This is a genomic window from Actinoplanes sp. G11-F43 (genome assembly GCF_050589265.1).
GTDB lineage: Bacteria > Actinomycetota > Actinomycetes > Mycobacteriales > Micromonosporaceae > Actinoplanes.
Genome location: NZ_JBNZCE010000002.1, coordinates 91,197 through 108,716, shown reverse-complemented (window position 1 = coordinate 108,716; position 17,520 = coordinate 91,197). Strand labels below are relative to the sequence as shown.

Sequence of the window (17,520 nt, the reverse complement as noted above, 5' to 3'; positions counted from 1 at the left end):
CCTCGCCCATCACTCACGGCGACCGGTATAGCGGGCGCGTGACATACTCCCCGCTGTCCACAGGCGACCGGCCTGGGACGGCGGAAAGGATCCCGTTCGTCCGAATTCCCCCGAAAGCATTATCCACAGGGCCGCGATCAGGGCTTTCGGTGATGCGTGGGGACGGGGATAACCTGTCAGGACGGGCGGCGAGCGCCGGAGGCCAACGGCCGCTGGGCGCCCGCGACCTTAGGTGCCCGTTGACGGTGGGTGATCACCGCATGACGGGGCAGACACGTTATGGAGGAGGCCCGTGACAACGCCGACCTGGGGTGAGCCGGCAGGCCCGCTGACGAGCGCCGAGTTCCGCACCGCGACCCAAGCCATCATGGCCAACATCGAGCAGGTCATCGAGGGCAAGAGCGCGACGGTGCGACTGGCCGTGGCGGTGCTGCTGGCCGAGGGCCACCTGCTGATCGAGGACGTGCCGGGCGTCGGGAAGACGAAACTGGCCAAGGCTCTGGCCCGCTCCATCGACTGTTCGGTGCGGCGCATCCAGTTCACGCCCGACCTGCTGCCCAGCGACGTGACCGGAGTCAGCGTCTACAACCAGGAGACGCGCGACTTCGAGTTCAAGCCGGGCGCCGTCTTCGCCAACCTGGTGGTCGGCGACGAGATCAACCGCGCTTCGCCGAAGACCCAGTCCGCCCTCCTGGAGTGCATGGAGGAGCGGCAGGTCACCGTCGACGGCACCACCTATGAGCTGCAGTCGCCGTTCATGGTGGTGGCCACGCAGAACCCGATCGAGATGGAGGGCACCTACCCGCTGCCCGAGGCGCAGCGGGACCGGTTCACCGCCCGGATCGCGATGGGCTACCCGGACCCACGGGCCGAGCTGGCCATGCTGACCACCCACGGCGACCACGACCCGCTCAACGACCTGCGCGCGGTGGCCGACGCCGCGATGGTCCGGCGGCTGATCGAGACGGCCCGCGCGGTGCACGCCGCCGACGTCGTCCAGCAGTATGCGATCGCCCTGGTCACCGCCACCCGGGAGGCCCCGGAGATCCGGCTCGGTGCCTCGCCCCGGTCCACGCTGCAGCTGCTGCGCACCGCCAAGGCGGTGGCCGCGCTGGAGGGCCGGGACTACGTGCTCCCCGACGATCTGCAGGCTCTGGCCGTGCCGGTGCTCGCGCACCGCCTGATCCCGACGGCGGACGCGCAGCTCAACCGGCGCACCACCGACGCGATCGTGTCGGAGATCGTGCACCGGCTGCCGCTCCCGCAGGACCGCAACCGCAACCCCTACGACACCCGCGACGGCCGCGCCTCGTTCGAGTCCCGGGGGCGGTGAGCATGCGGGAGGCGCTGCGGGGGCTCACCACGCGCGGCCGCTCGTTCCTGGCCGCGGCGATCGCCGCCGCGGTCTCCGCCCTCATCCTCGGCGAGCGCGACCTGCTCCGGGTCGCGGTGCTGCTGGCCGTGCTGCCGCTGCTCGCCGCGTGGTATGTCGGGCGCAGCCGCTACAAGCTGGCCTGCACCAGGTCGCTGGAGCCGGGCCGGGCCCCGGTCGGGTCCAGCGCCCGGGTCATCCTGCGCCTGCAGAACATGTCCCGGCTCCCGACCGGCACCATGCTCCTGGAGGACCGCCTGCCCTATGCGCTGGGCAGCCGCCCCCGGGTGGTGCTGGAGCGGCTCGGCGCGCACCAGGCCAGTTCGGTGGCCTACACGGTGCGCGCCGACATCCGCGGCCGCTACTCGATCGGCCCGCTGATGGTCCGGCTCACCGATCCGTTCGGGTTGTGCGAGCTGACCCGATCGTTCCCCAGCGTGGACCGGCTGACCGTGATCCCGCAGGTGTCGGCGCTGCCCCGGGTGCGGCTGGCCGGCGAGTACGCCGGGACCGGTGAGAGCCGGGCCCGCTCGGTGGCGGTGCACGGCGAGGACGACGCCGCCACCCGGGAGTACCGTCGCGGCGACGACCTGCGCCGGGTGCACTGGCGGTCCACCGCCCGCACCGGCGAGCTGATGGTCCGGCGCGAGGAGCAGCCCTGGGAGAGCCGGGCCACCGTGGTCCTCGACACCCGGGCCTACGCGCACCGGGGTGAGGGCCCGACCGCGAGCTTCGAGTGGGCCGTCGCGGCCGCCGCCAGCATCGCGGTCCACCTGCGCGAGTCCGGTTACAAGCTGCGGCTGGTGACCGGCTCTGGCATCGACATCGACGCCGCCGAGTCCGGCGGGGAGGGCCTGATCCTGGACACCCTGGCCGATGTGAAGGCCGATCAGAACAGTGACGTGTCGGTCCTGGTCGAGCACGTCCGGCGGCGCAACGACGGCGGGCTGGTGATCGGGCTGTTCGGCGCGCTCACCGTCGCCGAGGCCGAGCTGCTCGGGCAGATCCGCGGCAACGGTGCGACCTGCATCGGTTTCGCCGTCGACAGCTCCACCTGGGTGCCGTCGTCCGGTTCCACCGCCGAGGGCGACCGGGAGCACGCGGCCGCGTCGCTGGCGCTGGTGCGCAGCGGCTGGAAATCAGTGCCGGTGACGCATGGTGACACGCTGCCGGCCCTGTGGCCGAGTGTGGGCCGGGGCTCGCAGGGTTTCGCCTACCGCGCGGCGATGGCGGAGACCGTCAGTGGGGTGATCCGATGACCGGCCGACGTCGTCTCGGGCTGGTGGCCGCGGCCGCCACCCTGCTGGCCGCCGCCCCGCTGTCGGCGATCTTCGAGACGTGGACCTGGATGATCCAGTGTCTGCTGGCGGTGTTCCTGATCGAGGGCGCGGCGGTCGCCACCCGGACCTTCCGGTTCCCCACCTGGGCACAGGCGGTCAGCATGGTGCTCGCCCTGCTGCTCGCCCTGACCTGGATGTTCCCCTCCGGCGACGAGATGATCATCCCGTCGCTGAGCACCTTCGGGCACTTCGCCGACCTGCTCTCGCAGGCCGGTGAGGACACCCGGACGTATGGCGTGCCCGTCCCCGACCGGGACGGCCTGCTGTTCGTGGCGGTCCTCGGCATCGGTGCCGTCGCCATCGTGGTCGACCTGCTGACCGCGGTGTTCCGGCGCCCGGCCCTGGCCGGGCTGCCGATGCTCGCCATCTACTCCATCCCGGTCGCCGTCTACCTGGACAGCGTGCCCGCACTGCCGTTCGTGGTCGGCGCGGCCGGCTTCATGTGGCTGCTGGTCGCCGACAACGTCGACCGGGTCCGCCGGTTCGGCAGGCGGTTCACCGGCGACGGGCGCGACGTCGACGTCTGGGAGCCGTCTCCGCTGGCCTCGGCCGGCCGGCGGATCGGCGTGGTCGGCGTGCTGGTGGCGGTGCTGCTGCCATTGGCCGTGCCGACCGTCACCGGAGGCCTGCTCACCCAGCTCACCCAGACCGGCCCCGGTGCCGGGTCCGGCCAGGGCAACGGCAGTGGCGGGCGGATCAACCTGTTCGCCTCGCTGAGTGGCCAGCTCAACCAGACCGCCACGGTGCCGCTGCTCAAGGTCACCACCAACGAGACCGAGCCGTTCTACCTGCGGTTCGGGGTCGCCGACGTGCTGACCGAGAGCGGTTTCGGCAACGAGACACCGAAAGGCGGGTCGCTCTCCCAGGGCCTGCCCGATCCGGCGCGGTCCACCGCACCGGACGCGACGTTCAGCACCCACCAGGCGCGGGTCGAGGTCACCGAGAACCTCCAACAGAACATGGCGCCCCTCTACTCGTACGCCACCCAGGTCAGCGATCTGAACGGCGCCTGGTCGTACGACCCGAACCAGCTCGTCCTGTTCTCCAACCGGACCACCACGCGCGCCCAGTCGTACGACATCACCTACCAGCGCGCCCGCTACACCCCGAACCAACTACGGCGGGTCGAGCCGATCGATGCGACAAACGCGATGGCGGCGTACACCACCGCGCCCGCCGACGACAAGGTCGAGTCCGAGGTGGCGCGGCTGACCCGGGGCAAGTCGACCGACTACGACAAGGTCCGGGCGATCTACGACTCGTTCTCCACGAAGAACGGGTTCCAATACAGCCTGACCACCCAGAACAGCGGAAACGCCTCGGAGATCGCCGCGTTCCTGACCAACAAGGTCGGCTACTGCCAGCAGTACGCGGCGGCGATGGCCTGGATGGTCCGGGCGGCGGGCATCCCGGCCCGGGTGGCGTTCGGTTTCACCCGGGGCACCCCGAACGGCCAGGGCGTCTACACCATCACCAACCGGAACGCGCACGCCTGGACCGAGGTGTGGTTCGAGGGCTACGGCTGGGTGCCGTTCGACGCCACCCCGGCCACCGGGGTGTTCGGCAACGCCCGGTCCCTGTGGGCGCCCGACGTCGACCAGCCCAGCCAGGCCCCGACGTCGTCGACCGACGACCCCACCGCCGGCCCCGACTCGTCGGGTGACCCCGGCGCGGCCAACGGGGTGGACCGCGACACCGACCCGGGTGCCCTGTCCGGCACCACCGGCCCGGTCGAGGAGAAGATCGACTGGACCGGCCTGTGGATCGCCGCCGGCGTCTCCCTGTTCCTCGCCCTGCTGCTGATCCCGGCCCTGCGCCGGGTCCTGGTCCGGCGCCGCCGGCATGCCGCCACCGCACCGCCCGCCCCGTCGGTCGTCGCGGTCAGCGGAGGCGGCCCGGACGCCGACATCACCGTCACCGGCGATGTGGGTCAGGCCCGCGAGGACGCCCACGCCGCCTGGGACGAACTCATCGACTCGATGATCGACTTCCGGGTGCCGGTCGACCCGACCGAGACCCCGCGGATCACCGCCCAGCGCCTGATCCGCGAGTCCACCCTGACCGGCGACCCAGCCGAGGCGGCGACGTTGCTGGGCACCGCGGAGGAACGGGCCCGCTACGCCCGGCAGCCTCTCCAGGGCGCCGAGCTGACCACAGCCCTGACCCGGGTCCGGGCCGGCATGTCCGCGTCGGCCCCCACCAGGACCCGTCTACAGGCCGCCCTGCTCCCCCGCTCGGTGCTGCTGAGCTGGCGAGCCGGCATCAGCGAGTGGTCCACCCGAGCCGCCGAACGCCTGACCCGCACCGCGGAGTTCCTGACCCGTTTCAACCCACGACGCCTGCTCTCCAAGCCCCGCTGACCCCCATCCACCAACGGCGAAGCGGCGCCCACCTCGCACCGAGGTCTGCGCCGCTTCGCCGTCCCCACCGCAGTCCCGTCACCATCCCGATCGCCCACACACCCACCGCAGTCCGCGTCGCCCCGCAGCACCCACACCGACCGCAGTCCCCACAGCTACCGCAGTTCCGTCGCCGTCCCACATCGCACACACCCACCGAGGCCCCCACCGCAGTTCCCATTGCCGTCCCGCATCGCGCCACCGCCGGTCCCCACCGCCGGTCCCATTGCCGTCCCGCATCGCGCCACCGCCGGTCCCCACCGCCGTTCCCCACCGCCGGTTCGGCCACCGTTCCGGCCGCGGAACCACCACCGCGCTGTCAGCAACCCGAGAACGCCGCCACATCTCGCGCCTCAACGATCGGGCCACACCACAGACATTCAGAAGCGGCATCCGCCCTTGCCCACGGATATCGGCAACCACTCTTGCCCCGGCTACCGGTCGATTCCCGGGTGCCGGTCGATCCTGTCGGCGAGAACCCACCGGAAGCTGCCCCCCGCTCAGGACCTACATCAGCGTTCGCTGCCACGCACCGGCCCGACAGCCGCGCACAATGAGCTGTCATGCGCACTCTCCCCCGCAGGCGATCACGATCCGCATTGTGTGCGCCCTGCGCGGACGCCCAACACCGGTACCTGAACACGAATCCGCGATCGTGGACGTCCAACGGACCTGACCGCCGCTGTCAGTGTCATCCGGGCGGATCGTGGCGGCGCCCTGAGCACTCGCTGACCCGAACGCTCCGATCCATCACCCGGGTCGATGTCAACACCCGACCGCCAAATCCGGCCAGCCCAGCACTGCTATTCGATGTCAACACCCGCTCACCGAGACCGGCCGGCGAATGTGGAGGCCATGACGCCCGCCGAATGCGGTTGCCGGTGAGTACACGGCATGCCGGGGCTGTACCGAGGACAGCCGGGCATGGTCAGCCGCGGCGGAGGAACGGCGAGCCGGAGACGCGAAGACGCGGACATGCCGGGACGCGGACACGCGGACATGCCGGGACGCGGACACGCGGACATGCGGACACGCGGACACGCGGACATGCGGACACGCGGACACGCGGACATGCGGACACGCGGAGATGCGGAGATACGGACATTCCGGATGCCGACACGCGGAGATGCGAAAGACGCGGACACGCGGAGGATCGAGGCGTGAGGGAATCGAGGCGTGGAGACGACGAAGGCGGCCGGGTTACGGCCGCCGTTCGTCGGGAGCCGGCTACTAGGCCGGCTCGGCCTGGGTCAGCGATGTCCTTCGGGGCGCTGGCGCCACCGGTCCTCGAGACGATCGAGGAAGCCTCCGCTCTTGCGGCTTGAACGGGTTCGCCTCGATGCCGTGCCGCCGACCGATTTCAGGTCGGGGGTCTGGACCCGGCGTCGCGACTGCATCGCGAAAGCGGCCGAGCCGAGCATGATGACGAATCCGGCCACGCCGAGCGGCGGGTTCTGACTGACGGTCCCGTAGACGACCACTGTCAGACCAAGGACGATCACGAACGCGGCGATGAGAAGCCGGCGCCGTGCGTGGAAACGCGGGTCGCTGGCCCGCACAGCCGAGGCGAACTTGGGGTCCTCGGCAAGCGACCGCTCGATCTGATCGAACAGCCGCTGCTCGTGCTCCGAGAGCGGCACGGCATTCCTCCCCGGGCGCATGTCCGGCCCCGCGGCGGGGTCGGGGTGGTGCAGGTGTGGTGATGCGGGGCAGCCGTCGGCTGCCTTATCACGCAAGTCTACGAGCGGGTTGGCGGGTCGGAAAGCGGGACGACCGCCGAGTGCGGGTGATTTTCCGTGTCCGTAAGATCGGTTCGTCCCAAAAGACCGATCGTCCGGCCGCACAACGGGTCCGTCACGGCAGCTTGTGGCCCTGATCACGGCCTGTGACCTGCTCCAACACATGATCCGGAAAGTCGGCGGCGGACGGCGGCCAAATCGACTGACGCAAATCCACCTTACCGGACGATCAGCAGCGGCACCGTCATCTCGGCCGCCGTCACCGACCCGTGGTAGGCGACGAGTTGGCCGGCTCGTTCCGGTTCCCAGGCGGAGGCCGTGACGATCGCCCGGTTCCGGCAAATGATCACCACGTCGCCGATCCGGGACGCGTACGCGCTCGACATCGCACCGGGCCGGCCGAAGGAGCCGGGTGAGCCCGGCGAAAAAGGACCGGCGGAAGGACCGCGCAGAGGACCGGCGGAAGGACTGAAGAAAGGACCCGGCAAAGGGCCGGCGGAAGGACCGGGGGAGACGGCCGGGCCGTACCAGCCGTCGGCGATCGCCTCGTCGCGGGTCAGGACCCAGGCGTCGTCGCCGAGCACCGACCGGCAGGTGGCGATCAGATCGTCCCGGGCACCGTCGGCGGCCCACAGGTAGCGCGCCCGCGGTTCACCGGCCACGCCGATGACGGCCGGGCCGAGGGCGGTCACGTCGTACCGGGCGGAGGCGGGCACGTTGAACTGCCCGTGATCGGCGATCACCAGCAGGGCCGACCGGGGCGGGAGCCCGTGCGCCAGACGGTCCAGGATGCGGTCGACGCCGCGGGCTGCCTCGGCCCAGGACGGGGCGCCGACTCCGTCCTCGTGGCCGGCTTTGTCGAGGTCGGGATGGTAGCCGTACACCAATCCGGGTGTTGATCTCAAGGCCGTGAGCATCGCCTCGGCGAGGGCGGGACCGTCGTCGGCGACCTGGTAGCGGCCGCCCCGGTGGGCCGCGACGCTGAGCCCGGTGCCCTGGTAGAGGCCGCGGCTGACCACGGTGACCGGCACTCCGGCGGCCGCGGCGGTCTCCAGCACGGTCGGCACCGGCTGCCACTGACGCGGGTCGGGGTCGTCGGACCAGGCGATGTGGTTGAGGACCCGCCCGTCCGGCCGGCGCACGGTGAATCCGAGGACGCCGTGCGCGCTGGGCGGCGCCCCGGTGCCGACGGTGACCAGGCTGACCGGCGTGGTTGAGGGGAAGGCTGCGGTCAGGGTGCCGCCGGTGAGGTCACCGAGGACCGGTGCGAGCGGTTTCATCAGGGGCAGCTGGTACGCCCCCATCCCGTCCACCAGCAGCACGCCGATCCGGTCCACCCCGTCGAGCCGGGCCCGGAGTCCCAGGGTGTCGGCGGTTCCGGGTACTCCGAGCACCGCGCACACGCTCGGCAGCAGGTCGGCGAGGCTGCCGCTGCCGTAGGCGGGCGCGACGGCCCGGAACGCCTCGTCCGGAAGATCATCGGAGGGTGGCAGGGCGGGAAGCCCGGACGACGGTGACGGCGAGCCGGGCGCCCCGCTCATGACCGGCGCGCGAACAGGTGCAGCTGCGAGGCGATGTCCCGGAACGGTTCCCGTGAGCTGAGTTCCATCTCCAGTTCCAGAACCGCCTGCGAGTCCTCCTCCAGGACGGCGGCCGGCAGCAGGTCGGCGATCACGCGTACCCCATGGGTCTCCTCGACCTGGAATCCGGCGGCGGTGAGCAGGTCGCCCGCCCCGGCCGCGTCGTATCTCCGGAGCAGGGTGTCGCGCGGCCCGGCCCGGCCGGCCGGATCGGTGACCAGGGCGGCCGCCGCGCGCAGATGCCCGTTGACGGCCCGGCCGAGGATGGCCGCGGCCCGGCTGGCGACGAGGACGCTGACGGCGCCGCCGGGGCGGAGTGCGGCGGCGATGGCGGTGACCACGCCGGACGGGTCGTCGACGACTTCGAGGACGGAGTGGCAGAGGACGAGGTCGGCGCTGCCGGGTTCGACGAGGGTGGCGAGCGCGTCGCCGTCGCCCTGCACGGCCCGGACCCGGTCGGCGACTCCGGCGTCGGCGGCGCGGCGGGTGAGGGCGGCGAGCGCGTCGGGGCTGGCGTCGATGACGGTGACGGTGTGCCCGGCTTCGGCGAGTGGTACGGCGAAGCCGCCGGTGCCGCCGCCGACGTCGAGCACGGTCAGCTCGCGGCCGTCCTGCCGGTGCAGTTCACGCCGGAGCACGGCCCAGACGGCGGCGGTGCGGGCCGTGACGTGCGGGCGGCCGGTGCGCGCAGAAGTTTCCACGCGAGCAGCCTAACCGCAGCGCCGTCCACCGGTCAGAACTGGAACAGCACCCCGGTGGCGCGCCCCATCTCGCAGCTGTTGCCGTAGGTGCGCTGCCAGTTCACCACCTTGCCGCGCCAGGTCCCTTTCAGCCGTGCGGTGACCGGCCGGTAGAGCAGGACGCACAGGGAGTCGCCGCCTTTGAGTTTGGCCGGGTTGCCGCCGATGCCGCGCAGGGTGGCGCACGCTTCGCCGGCTTTGGGATGTCCGCCGCCGACCGGGCCGCAGGTGAGCCGGACGGTCTTGGACGCGTAGGTGAGTGTGAGTTTCGAGTCGGCCGCTGCCGCCGCCGGTCCCGCGGTGCCGCCGAGCACCGCGATGGCCGTGGCGAGGCCGATCATCGTTCGGATCATGATGCACCCCCGGATGACTTCGGATGTGCACCCTATACGATAAATCGGGCAAATTATCGGAAATCGCGGGATGTCGTGGCGACCGGTGGGGAAACCGCGTCGAGCCGGTCCGCCACCAGATTGAGCACCCCCTCCACCTTCTCCAGCCGGCCGCGCACCAGCAGCGCCACACTGGTCCGGGCCACTTTCCGGTACCGCTGCCACAGGCCGGGCGAACAGGTCACGTTGAGCATCCCGGTCTCGTCCTCCAGGTTCACGAACGTCACCCCGCCCGCGGTGGCCGGCCGCTGCCGGTGCGTGACGATCCCGCCGACCCGGACCCGGGTGCCGCCCTCCACCCCGGCGAGCCGGTCGATCGGCAGCGCCCCGGCCCGGTCCAGCTCGGCCCGCAGGAACCGGGCCGGATGCGTCTCCGGCGACAACCCGGTCGCCCACACGTCCGCGACCAGCACGTCCACGTCGCTCATGCCGGGCAGGGTGGGCGCCTCGGTGCCGGTCACCGTCCCCGGGAGGCGGTCCGGGCGGTCCTGGGCGGCCGCCCCGGCGGCCCACAGCGCCTCCCGGCGGGAGAGCCCGAAACCCGCGAAGGCGTCGGCGGTGGCGAGGGCCTCCAGGTGGGTGGTGGAGCATCCGGTACGCCGTGCGAGATCCGTCATCGACTGATAGGCCCCGCCGGTACGCCGCTCCTGCTCGATCCGCTCGGCGAGTTCCGCCGGGATCGTCCGGATCCGGGACAGCCCCTGCCGCACCGCCGGCCCGCCCACCCCCCACCTCGACGGCGGCTCCCCCGGCTCGCTGCGATGCCGGGTCCGTGGAGTCTTCTCCAGGGTGGCCGCCGCGTCGCTGAGGTTGATGTCCGGGCGGCGCACCTCGACACCGTGCCGGCGCGCGTCGTCGACCAGCGACTGCGGCGAGTAGAACCCCATCGGCTGGGCGTTGAGCAGCGCCGCGCAGAACGCCGCCGGGTGGTACCGCTTCAGCCACGCGCTCGCATACACCAGATAGGCGAAGCTCATCGAATGACTCTCCGGGAAGCCGTAGCTGGCGAACGCGGAGAGCTTGACGAAGAGGTCGTCGGCGAGCGCCCCGGTGATCCCATTGGCGGCCATCCCCTCATACAGCCGGCTCTTGATCCGCTCCATCTTCTCCATCGACCGTTTCGAGCCCATCGCGCGGCGCAACTGGTCGGCCTCGCCCGGGTCGAAACCGGCGACGTCGATCGCCAGCTGCATCAACTGCTCCTGGAAGAGCGGCACCCCGAGGGTCTTGGCCAGGGCGTTCGCCATCAGCGGATGCGGGACCTCAGGTTTCTCCAGACCGTTCTTCCGTCTTATGTACGGGTGGACCGAACCACCCTGGATCGGCCCCGGGCGGATCAGCGCCACCTCGATGACCAGGTCGTAGAACTCGCGGGGCTTGAGCCGGGGGAGGGTGGCCATCTGGGCGCGGCTCTCCACCTGGAACACCCCGACCGAGTCGGCGCGGCAGAGCATCTCGTACACCTCCGGGTCGTCCAGTGGCATGGTGCCGATGTCCAGCTCGTCCTCGATCAGGTCGTAGGCGTAGTGCAGCGCCGACAGCATCCCCAGCCCGAGCAGGTCGAACTTGACCAGATCGACGGCCGCGCAGTCGTCCTTGTCCCACTGCAGCACGGTGCGGCCCGGCATCCGCCCCCACTCGACCGGGCACACCTCAATGATCGGGCGGTCGCAGATGACCATGCCGCCGGAGTGGATGCCCAGGTGCCGGGGGAAGTCCTGGACCTCCTCGGCGAACGCGCGCACGCTCTCCGGCATGTCGGTGTCGGTGGTCGCGACGTCACCCCACCTGTCGATCTGCTTGCTCCACGCGTCCTGCTGGCCCGGGGAGAACCCGAACGCGCGGGCGATGTCCCGCACCGCCGACCGTGGACGGTACGAGATGACGTTGGCGACCTGGGCGGTGTGCTCGCGGCCGTAGGTGCGATAGACATACTGAATCACCTCCTCGCGTCTGTCCGACTCGATGTCGACATCGATGTCCGGTGGGCCGTCACGCTCGGGAGTGAGGAACCGCTCGAAGAGTAACCGGTGCTTCACCGCGTCGACGTTGGTTATCCACAGGGCAAAACAGACAGCGGAGTTCGCGGCTGATCCACGCCCCTGGCAGTAGATCCGACTTTCCCGGCAGAACCTGACGATGTCGTACACGACCAGGAAGTAGCCGGGGAAACCCAACTCCTCGATCATGCGTAGCTCGTACTCGATCTGCTCGTACGCCCTCGGGTTGTCCCCGTACCGCTGCCGCGCGCCCTCCATGGTCAGTTCCCGCAGCCAGCTCATCTCGGTGTGCCCCGGCGGCACCGGATGATCCGGCAGCCGGGGCGCCACCAGGTCCAGGCTGAACGCCAGATCACGGCCGAACATCGCGGCGTTCGCCACCGCGCCCGGATAGTTCGCGAACCGGCGGGCCATCTCCTCGCCCCCGCGCAGATGAGCGGCGCCGGCCGAGGGCAGCCAGCCGTCCATCTCGTCCATGCTCCGCCGCGCCCGCACCGCGGCCAGAGCCGTCGCCAGCCGCCGTCGCGACGGTGCCGCGTAGTGCACGTTGTTCGTCGCCACCACCTCCAGGCCACGACTGCGGGCCAGGGCGAAAAGAGCATCATTGCGATCGCCGTCGTACGGGTCCCCGTGATCGGTCAACTCGACAGCCACGTTCGGGGCACCGAAATTCGACACCAGACGATCCAGCTCGTACGCCGCCCGGGCCATCCCCCCGGCCGCCAGCGCCATCGGCACCGTGCCCTTGCGGCAACCCGTCAACACCAGCACGTGATCGCGCAACGACTCGGCCGACCGCTCCAGACTCTCGTAGTCCGGGCGCCCCTTCTCACCACCCCGCAACTGGGCCTCGGAGATCACCCGGGCCAGCCGGGCGTACCCCTCGTGGCCGTGCGCCAGGGCCAGCAGATGCGGGCCCGCCGGATCCGGCTCACCGGCACGCGGCCGGGTCAGGCCCAGCGACAACTCGGCCCCGAAGATCGTCGGCAGGTTCAGCTCCCGGGCCGCCTGCGAGAACCGGACCACACCGTAGAGGCCGTCGTGATCGGTCACCGCCAGACCGGTCAACCCCAGCCGGGCCGCCTCCTCGGCCAGTTCCTCCGGGTGGCTGGCACCGTCCAGGAAGCTGAAATTGGTGTGACAGTGCAGCTCCGCGTACTCGACGGTGCTCTCCCGGCGGATCAGGCCCGGAGCCGCCCGGTACGGCTCCCGCCTACTGGTCCAGGCCGGCGCGTCCCCGCCGTCCCCCTCCAGCGGAGCCCGGCCGGACAGCGCGGCCTCCAGCCGGCGCCACGGCACATCCGGGTTGTTGAATCCCACTGTCAGTCACTCCCCGTACTCAGTCATAGACGGCCTCGACCATCCACCGGCCGCCGGACAGCGACAGCAACAGCGCCCGGCCGTCCGCCAGCAGCATCTGGAACCGGGCCCGCCGCCGCGACTCCTTCGCCGCCCACCAGCGCTCATCCACCGGCCACGGGCCCGCCCAGCCGGTGACCGCCACCGGCTCCCGCCTGTCGATGCGCACCGTGGCCGGCGGGCCGGACACCTCCAGCCGGGCACTCACCGTCACCGGATTCCCGTCCTCGTCGTGCACCGCCGCCGGCAGCGGATGGGCCAGCACGATCGCCGGCGCCGGCCGGGGCATCCGGCCCGGCCAGGGCGGAAGCTCTTCCTTCACCGGGGCCTTCACGTCCTTCACCGGGGCCTTCACCGGGGCCGTGCTCTCCGGCCCCAGCAGCGCCACCGTCTCGATCCCGGCGATCGGCTCACCGTGCTCCGCCGCCGGCCGAACCGGCACCCGCTCGTCACCCCACGGCACCAGCCGCACCTGGTCATCCCCCGACCGGCCGCCGCCGACCACCGCGGTCAACACCGAATCCGGCCCGAGCAGACCCTGCACCCGGCTGAACGCCCGGTGCGCGCGCTCCCGGCCGTCCCCGGCCTCCCCCCACAGTCCCGGCTGCAGCCCGACGTGGGCGAGCACCCCCTCCGGCACCAGCCGCAACCGCATCAGCCCCGCCGTCGGCCGGGCCTGGTGACCACGCCGGGCCCCGGTCAGCCACCCGTCCAGCTGCCAGCGCACCCGCTCGGCGATCGCTGCGGACGTCAGCATCCCGTCATGCCGCCACACCCGGAACAACTCCTGACCATCCGCGGTCACGGCTTCGATGCCGAGACGGGTGCAGGCCAGCCCGTACGCGGAAAGCCTGTCGTGCAACCGCTCGGCCAGCGCCCGTCCCGCGAACGCCGCCACGTCCACCCGGTCCAGAACCTCGTCGTAGGTCTCCTCCACCGCGAGATCCGGCGGCGGCCGGCGCACCGCGAGCGGCCGGTGATCGGCGCCCGAGGCCAGCCGGTGGGCCAGCGCCCCACCGAACCCGAACCGGGTCAGCACGTCACCCGGCGGCAGCGCCGCGAAATCCCCGAGCGTCTTGATTCCGAGCCGCTTCAGCAGGTCGCCCAGTTCCGGCTCGTCCAAGGCCTCCACCGGTACGCCGGACAGGAAGTCCCGGCTGCGCCCCGCCTCCACGACCCGCCCCGCCCGGGCCGCGATCCCCGCCGCGAACATCCCGTCCGCGATCCCGATCTGACACTCCACCGCACAGGCCAGCGCCACCTGCTCGACGATCTGCTCGGCGGCGGCCTCCTCCCCACCGAAGTACCGGGCCGGCCCGCGCGCCGCCACCGCGCACACCCCCGGCCGCAGCACCTCCACCCCCGCGACCACCTCCTCGACGGCGGCCACCACCGGTTCGAAGGCGCGGGCGTCCCGCCCCGGATCGTGCTCGATCACGACCAGTTGCGGACACCGCCCCTGCGCGTCGCGACGCCGGAGCCCACGCCGGACCCCTTCCCGCCGGGCACTCTCCGAGCAGGCCAGCACCCGGTTCGCGGCCATCACGGCCACCGGCTCCGAGGGCGTCGTCACACCCACGATCTCCGCCGCCACCACCGGCCAGTCCGGACACCAGACCAGCAGGGTGCGAACCGCCACCTCCACTACCCCACCCCCTCCGGCCCGGCTTCCTTCTCCGGCCCGGTTCTCCGCCCGGCACCGTCCGCGAGCGGTGAGCCCCGCCCCACGGCCCGCCGACCAGCGGTTTTCCCCGTGTCCGCACTCTCTCTGCCCCGGCCCGGGCCTCGATCGACCGCGGCCCTCTCCCCGGAAACCACCGGGAATGACACAACCGGGCGATTTCCGGCAAGACGATCCCCGCCCACCGGGCCCTCCACCGCACGGCCGCCGCCCACTTCGGTTCGGCGGCGGGCCGCGAGTCCCGCCGGTCGCGGTGGGGGCAGCGAAACGAGCCCCGGGAACCGTGACGAGAGCCGCGGCACAAGCCCTTCCGACCGAGCCGGCGGCAAAGGCACGGAATCCTCGGACCGTACTGAAGATGTCACGACGGGATCCGCGGAATGATCTCCCGCAACACGGGGTGACGGCGGCGGGATCGGCTCGTGGCGGACCATGACCCCCGGCATCCAGACGGTGATCTCACGAGGCCGGGCAGCGGCACCCCGACCACGGGCCAGAACGGTCACCTCCCGGCGGCGCAGCCGCCCACTCCCGAACCCGAGTCCCTCCCACCGTCCGTGACCGACGTTGAGGGTGACATCCGCTCCGGTCCAGTCCCCGAACGGCACCAGCACACTCCCCCGCTGCCGGGCCCGAGCCGCCAGCCGGCTGACGATCGAAGCCGGCACCGGCCCCGGAACAGCCACGACAACCAGATCCACCCCATCGATCAGAGCGGCGACGACGGTCGGCCAGTCCGGGCCCGGATGAGGTACGAGAGCAAGCCGCTCCAACACGACACCACTCTCCGCTGCGGCGAGCAGCCCCAGAGAGGGAACTCCGACGACGGCGCACCAGGATCCGTTCCGGGAGGCGGCGGCGAGCAGGCCCAACATCAGCGAGGTGTCCCCACCCGCCGAAACACTCCACCCCGCCGAGTCACCCGGCCCAGCGGCGGCGGGTCTGCCGGTTGCCGCTCCCCCACCGATCACCACTCGCAGGCCACCGACCTCGGCCCCTAGGTCGGGCACAGCCTGGAGACCGGCCCCGGCGCCCTCGGAACCATCACCGGGCGCGACGCCTCCACCCGCCGCGACACCTCGCCAGACAGAACCGTTCCCACCAGCCCGAACACCTCGCCGGTCAGAATCGTCCCCACGAGCCGAACCATCCCGGCGGGCAGCGACCCCCGCGCGCGCCGGAGCCTCCTGACGGGCAGAAACGTCTCCGTGAGCCGAGACGTCCCGGCGGGCAGGGGTGTCTCCGTGAGCTGAGATGTCCCCGCGAGCCGGAACTCCTCGGCGAGCGGCGGCGGTCCTGGTCGTCGCGATGACTCCGTTTGCCGGGACGGTCTTGCCGGCGGACGCGCTCCAGCCACCCGCGACGGCGACGGTGCTGCCCCGGCGCAGTCCTCGCCCTGGCAACAAGCCGCTCAATTCAGCCGCCACCGGCAGCATCCGGTCCAGATCGGGCTCGCCGGCCTCGTTAGCCGTCCGAACCATCCCCGCCAACGCGACCGCACCACTGATCATGCGCCCTGCCACGTCACGCCTCGCTCTGTATTGCTCCCCGTAAAACGCCGCACCCCCGCGGGTCTTCTTCTCGACCGCCGGCCCGCTCGCGGCTCACCCCTCGTGCGGGCGCTCGCCGAATCCGCGATCGCGGTCGCTCTCACACCGAGGCCGGCGGTCCATCAACCGAGATCCGCCGCGGGAGGGCACTCGCGCCGGGAATCGACGACGAGCAACCAGTCCGCCGAAGAGAAGGCTCAAATCGGTGGTAGATCCTCCAAGATCGGCCGAGCGGTGGACGTTTGCGTCCGGGATTGGTTGCGCACGGGCCGGCGGTCGAGGAGCCGGGCTCATACGCGAGATCGACCCGGTCATCGCGAGCCCTCGACACGGCACATCAAGGACGGCACCAGCCACCCATCGCAGTAGCCGCCCATCGCAGTAGCCGCCCATCGCAGTGGCTCCCACCGCTGGCGAAGCCTCCTGCGGAACCGGCTTTCGCTACCCGCTGCCGGCCGCCCCGCCGCAAGCCCGAAGAACGGACCGTGCCCCCACCCGATCGGCCGACGCCGACACCGACTCGGGCATCATGCGGCGAGCCGGGGCTGATAGGGCACACCCAGGGAGGACTCGGCGACCGTGACGAACTGCTCCGCCGCGCGCAACAAGTCGTCCGCCTCTCGGGCGCTCACCACATGGGGGATCCCGGCCTCGGCGGCGGCACGTTTGCCGGCCCCGAGTGCGAAGTAGCCCGCCCACTCGCTGAACTCCGGCGCCACCATGGCCAGCAGGGACCACACACTGGTCGCCCTGGTCCGGCGTGCGCCGCGTGGGGACGGCCGGGCCCGGGCGGCGAGCAGAGCGGCCGCCGCGCGCAGGGCGGCCATGTGCGCCGTCGCATAACGAAGACCGTCGGGAGTGGTGTGCGACGCCTCGTCCAGCCCCTCCCGCGCCATGACCAGCAACTGAGCGGGCGTGCGATGCGGCAGCATGTACGCCGGAACCGTGGGCCCCGAACCGGAGGCCACCGAACCGGGCACCGGCGCAAGGCCGGGAGCCGGCGCTGAGCCGGCGGTCGGCGTCGGACCGGGGGCCGGGGCGTCTTCCATCTCCGTGAGACCGAAGGCCGGGATGCTCGCCATCGTCGTTTCTCCTCGCCTGTTCCGCATCCGACGTGGTGGGTCGAACCGATCAACTGCGGAGGAAGACGCAGCCTGCTTGAACCGGGGCTCCAACGGGCGGCCGGAGCCCCGGTGGGCGGCCTTTGCGGGCCGCCGGGCGGCGAGCCGGCCAGGCGTGAAGCTTCCCCACACCACACCCGGCCGGCACCGCCGGCGGGTCCGTCGCCCGCCACCGGGGGTCGGGGGCAGCGAGCGACGGCCTGCCTTCAACACAGGCCCGGACCCGCGAATGCCCGGACCATCAGCG

General features: G+C 71.8%; 10 protein-coding genes and 1 pseudogene. 3 read left to right on the top strand and 8 right to left on the bottom strand.

Going from position 1 to position 17,520, the window contains the following annotated elements; genetic code table 11:
* Positions 1-292: 292 nt before the first annotated feature.
* The 3 genes from ACQ0O7_RS01365 to ACQ0O7_RS01355 are packed head-to-tail and all read left to right on the top strand — an operon-like array spanning position 293 to position 5,072.
* The gene (locus ACQ0O7_RS01365) at positions 293-1,333 is read left to right on the top strand and encodes an AAA family ATPase (RefSeq protein WP_430779855.1); all 1,041 of its coding nucleotides are present in this window, start codon (positions 293-295) and stop codon (positions 1,331-1,333) included.
* A 2-nt stretch (positions 1,334-1,335) separates the two neighbouring features.
* A complete protein-coding gene (locus tag ACQ0O7_RS01360) occupies positions 1,336-2,631 on the top strand; it encodes a DUF58 domain-containing protein (protein ID WP_430779962.1) in 1,296 nt (431 codons plus the stop codon).
* Complete coding sequence (locus ACQ0O7_RS01355) at positions 2,628-5,072, top strand: transglutaminase TgpA family protein (RefSeq protein WP_430779854.1); 2,445 nt, start codon at positions 2,628-2,630, stop codon at positions 5,070-5,072. Before ACQ0O7_RS01360 ends, ACQ0O7_RS01355 begins: the two co-directional genes overlap by 4 nt.
* A gap of 1,289 nt (positions 5,073-6,361) precedes the next feature.
* Here ACQ0O7_RS01355 and ACQ0O7_RS01350 read toward each other — a convergent pair.
* From ACQ0O7_RS01350 to ACQ0O7_RS01315, 8 genes and pseudogenes are all read right to left on the bottom strand, one after another.
* On the bottom strand, positions 6,362-6,751 hold the full coding sequence (locus ACQ0O7_RS01350; protein ID WP_430779853.1) for a DUF3040 domain-containing protein: 390 nt from the start codon (positions 6,749-6,751) through the stop codon (positions 6,362-6,364).
* Positions 6,752-7,068: 317 nt separating this feature from the next.
* Entirely contained in the window at positions 7,069-8,391 is a 1,323-nt protein-coding gene (locus ACQ0O7_RS01345) for an alkaline phosphatase family protein (RefSeq protein ID WP_430779852.1), read from the bottom strand.
* Positions 8,388-9,131, bottom strand: a complete 744-nt coding sequence (locus tag ACQ0O7_RS01340; protein WP_430779851.1) for a methyltransferase domain-containing protein — start codon at positions 9,129-9,131, stop codon at positions 8,388-8,390. The genes ACQ0O7_RS01345 and ACQ0O7_RS01340 overlap by 4 nt, the downstream gene beginning before the upstream one ends.
* Before the next feature lie 32 nt (positions 9,132-9,163).
* The gene (locus tag ACQ0O7_RS01335; protein ID WP_430779850.1) at positions 9,164-9,511 is read right to left on the bottom strand and encodes an SSI family serine proteinase inhibitor; all 348 of its coding nucleotides are present in this window, start codon (positions 9,509-9,511) and stop codon (positions 9,164-9,166) included.
* Between the two features lie 65 nt (positions 9,512-9,576).
* The gene (locus tag ACQ0O7_RS01330) at positions 9,577-12,882 is read right to left on the bottom strand and encodes an error-prone DNA polymerase (RefSeq protein WP_430779849.1); all 3,306 of its coding nucleotides are present in this window, start codon (positions 12,880-12,882) and stop codon (positions 9,577-9,579) included.
* Positions 12,883-12,901: 19 nt separating this feature from the next.
* On the bottom strand, positions 12,902-14,566 hold the full coding sequence (locus tag ACQ0O7_RS01325; RefSeq protein ID WP_430779848.1) for a DNA polymerase Y family protein: 1,665 nt from the start codon (positions 14,564-14,566) through the stop codon (positions 12,902-12,904).
* A 404-nt stretch (positions 14,567-14,970) separates the two neighbouring features.
* Positions 14,971-15,612 (bottom strand): annotated as a pseudogene (locus tag ACQ0O7_RS01320) (hypothetical protein); the annotation flags it as partial.
* A gap of 1,067 nt (positions 15,613-16,679) precedes the next feature.
* Positions 16,680-17,084 (bottom strand): SAV_6107 family HEPN domain-containing protein, encoded by a 405-nt coding sequence (locus tag ACQ0O7_RS01315; RefSeq protein ID WP_430779847.1) that lies wholly within the window; start codon positions 17,082-17,084, stop codon positions 16,680-16,682.
* Between the last annotated feature and the right edge of the window lie 436 nt (positions 17,085-17,520).

Excerpts from the sequence above, each read along its gene's own strand:
- ACQ0O7_RS01315 (WP_430779847.1), bottom strand. The coding sequence starts at position 17,084 with ATGCTGCCGCATCGCACGCCCGCTCAGTTGCTGGTCATGGCGCGGGAG.
- ACQ0O7_RS01355 (WP_430779854.1), top strand. The coding sequence starts at position 2,628 with ATGACCGGCCGACGTCGTCTCGGGCTGGTGGCCGCGGCCGCCACCCTG.
- ACQ0O7_RS01360 (WP_430779962.1), top strand. The coding sequence starts at position 1,336 with ATGCGGGAGGCGCTGCGGGGGCTCACCACGCGCGGCCGCTCGTTCCTG.
- ACQ0O7_RS01345 (WP_430779852.1), bottom strand. The coding sequence starts at position 8,391 with ATGAGCGGGGCGCCCGGCTCGCCGTCACCGTCGTCCGGGCTTCCCGCC.
- ACQ0O7_RS01335 (WP_430779850.1), bottom strand. The coding sequence starts at position 9,511 with ATGATCGGCCTCGCCACGGCCATCGCGGTGCTCGGCGGCACCGCGGGA.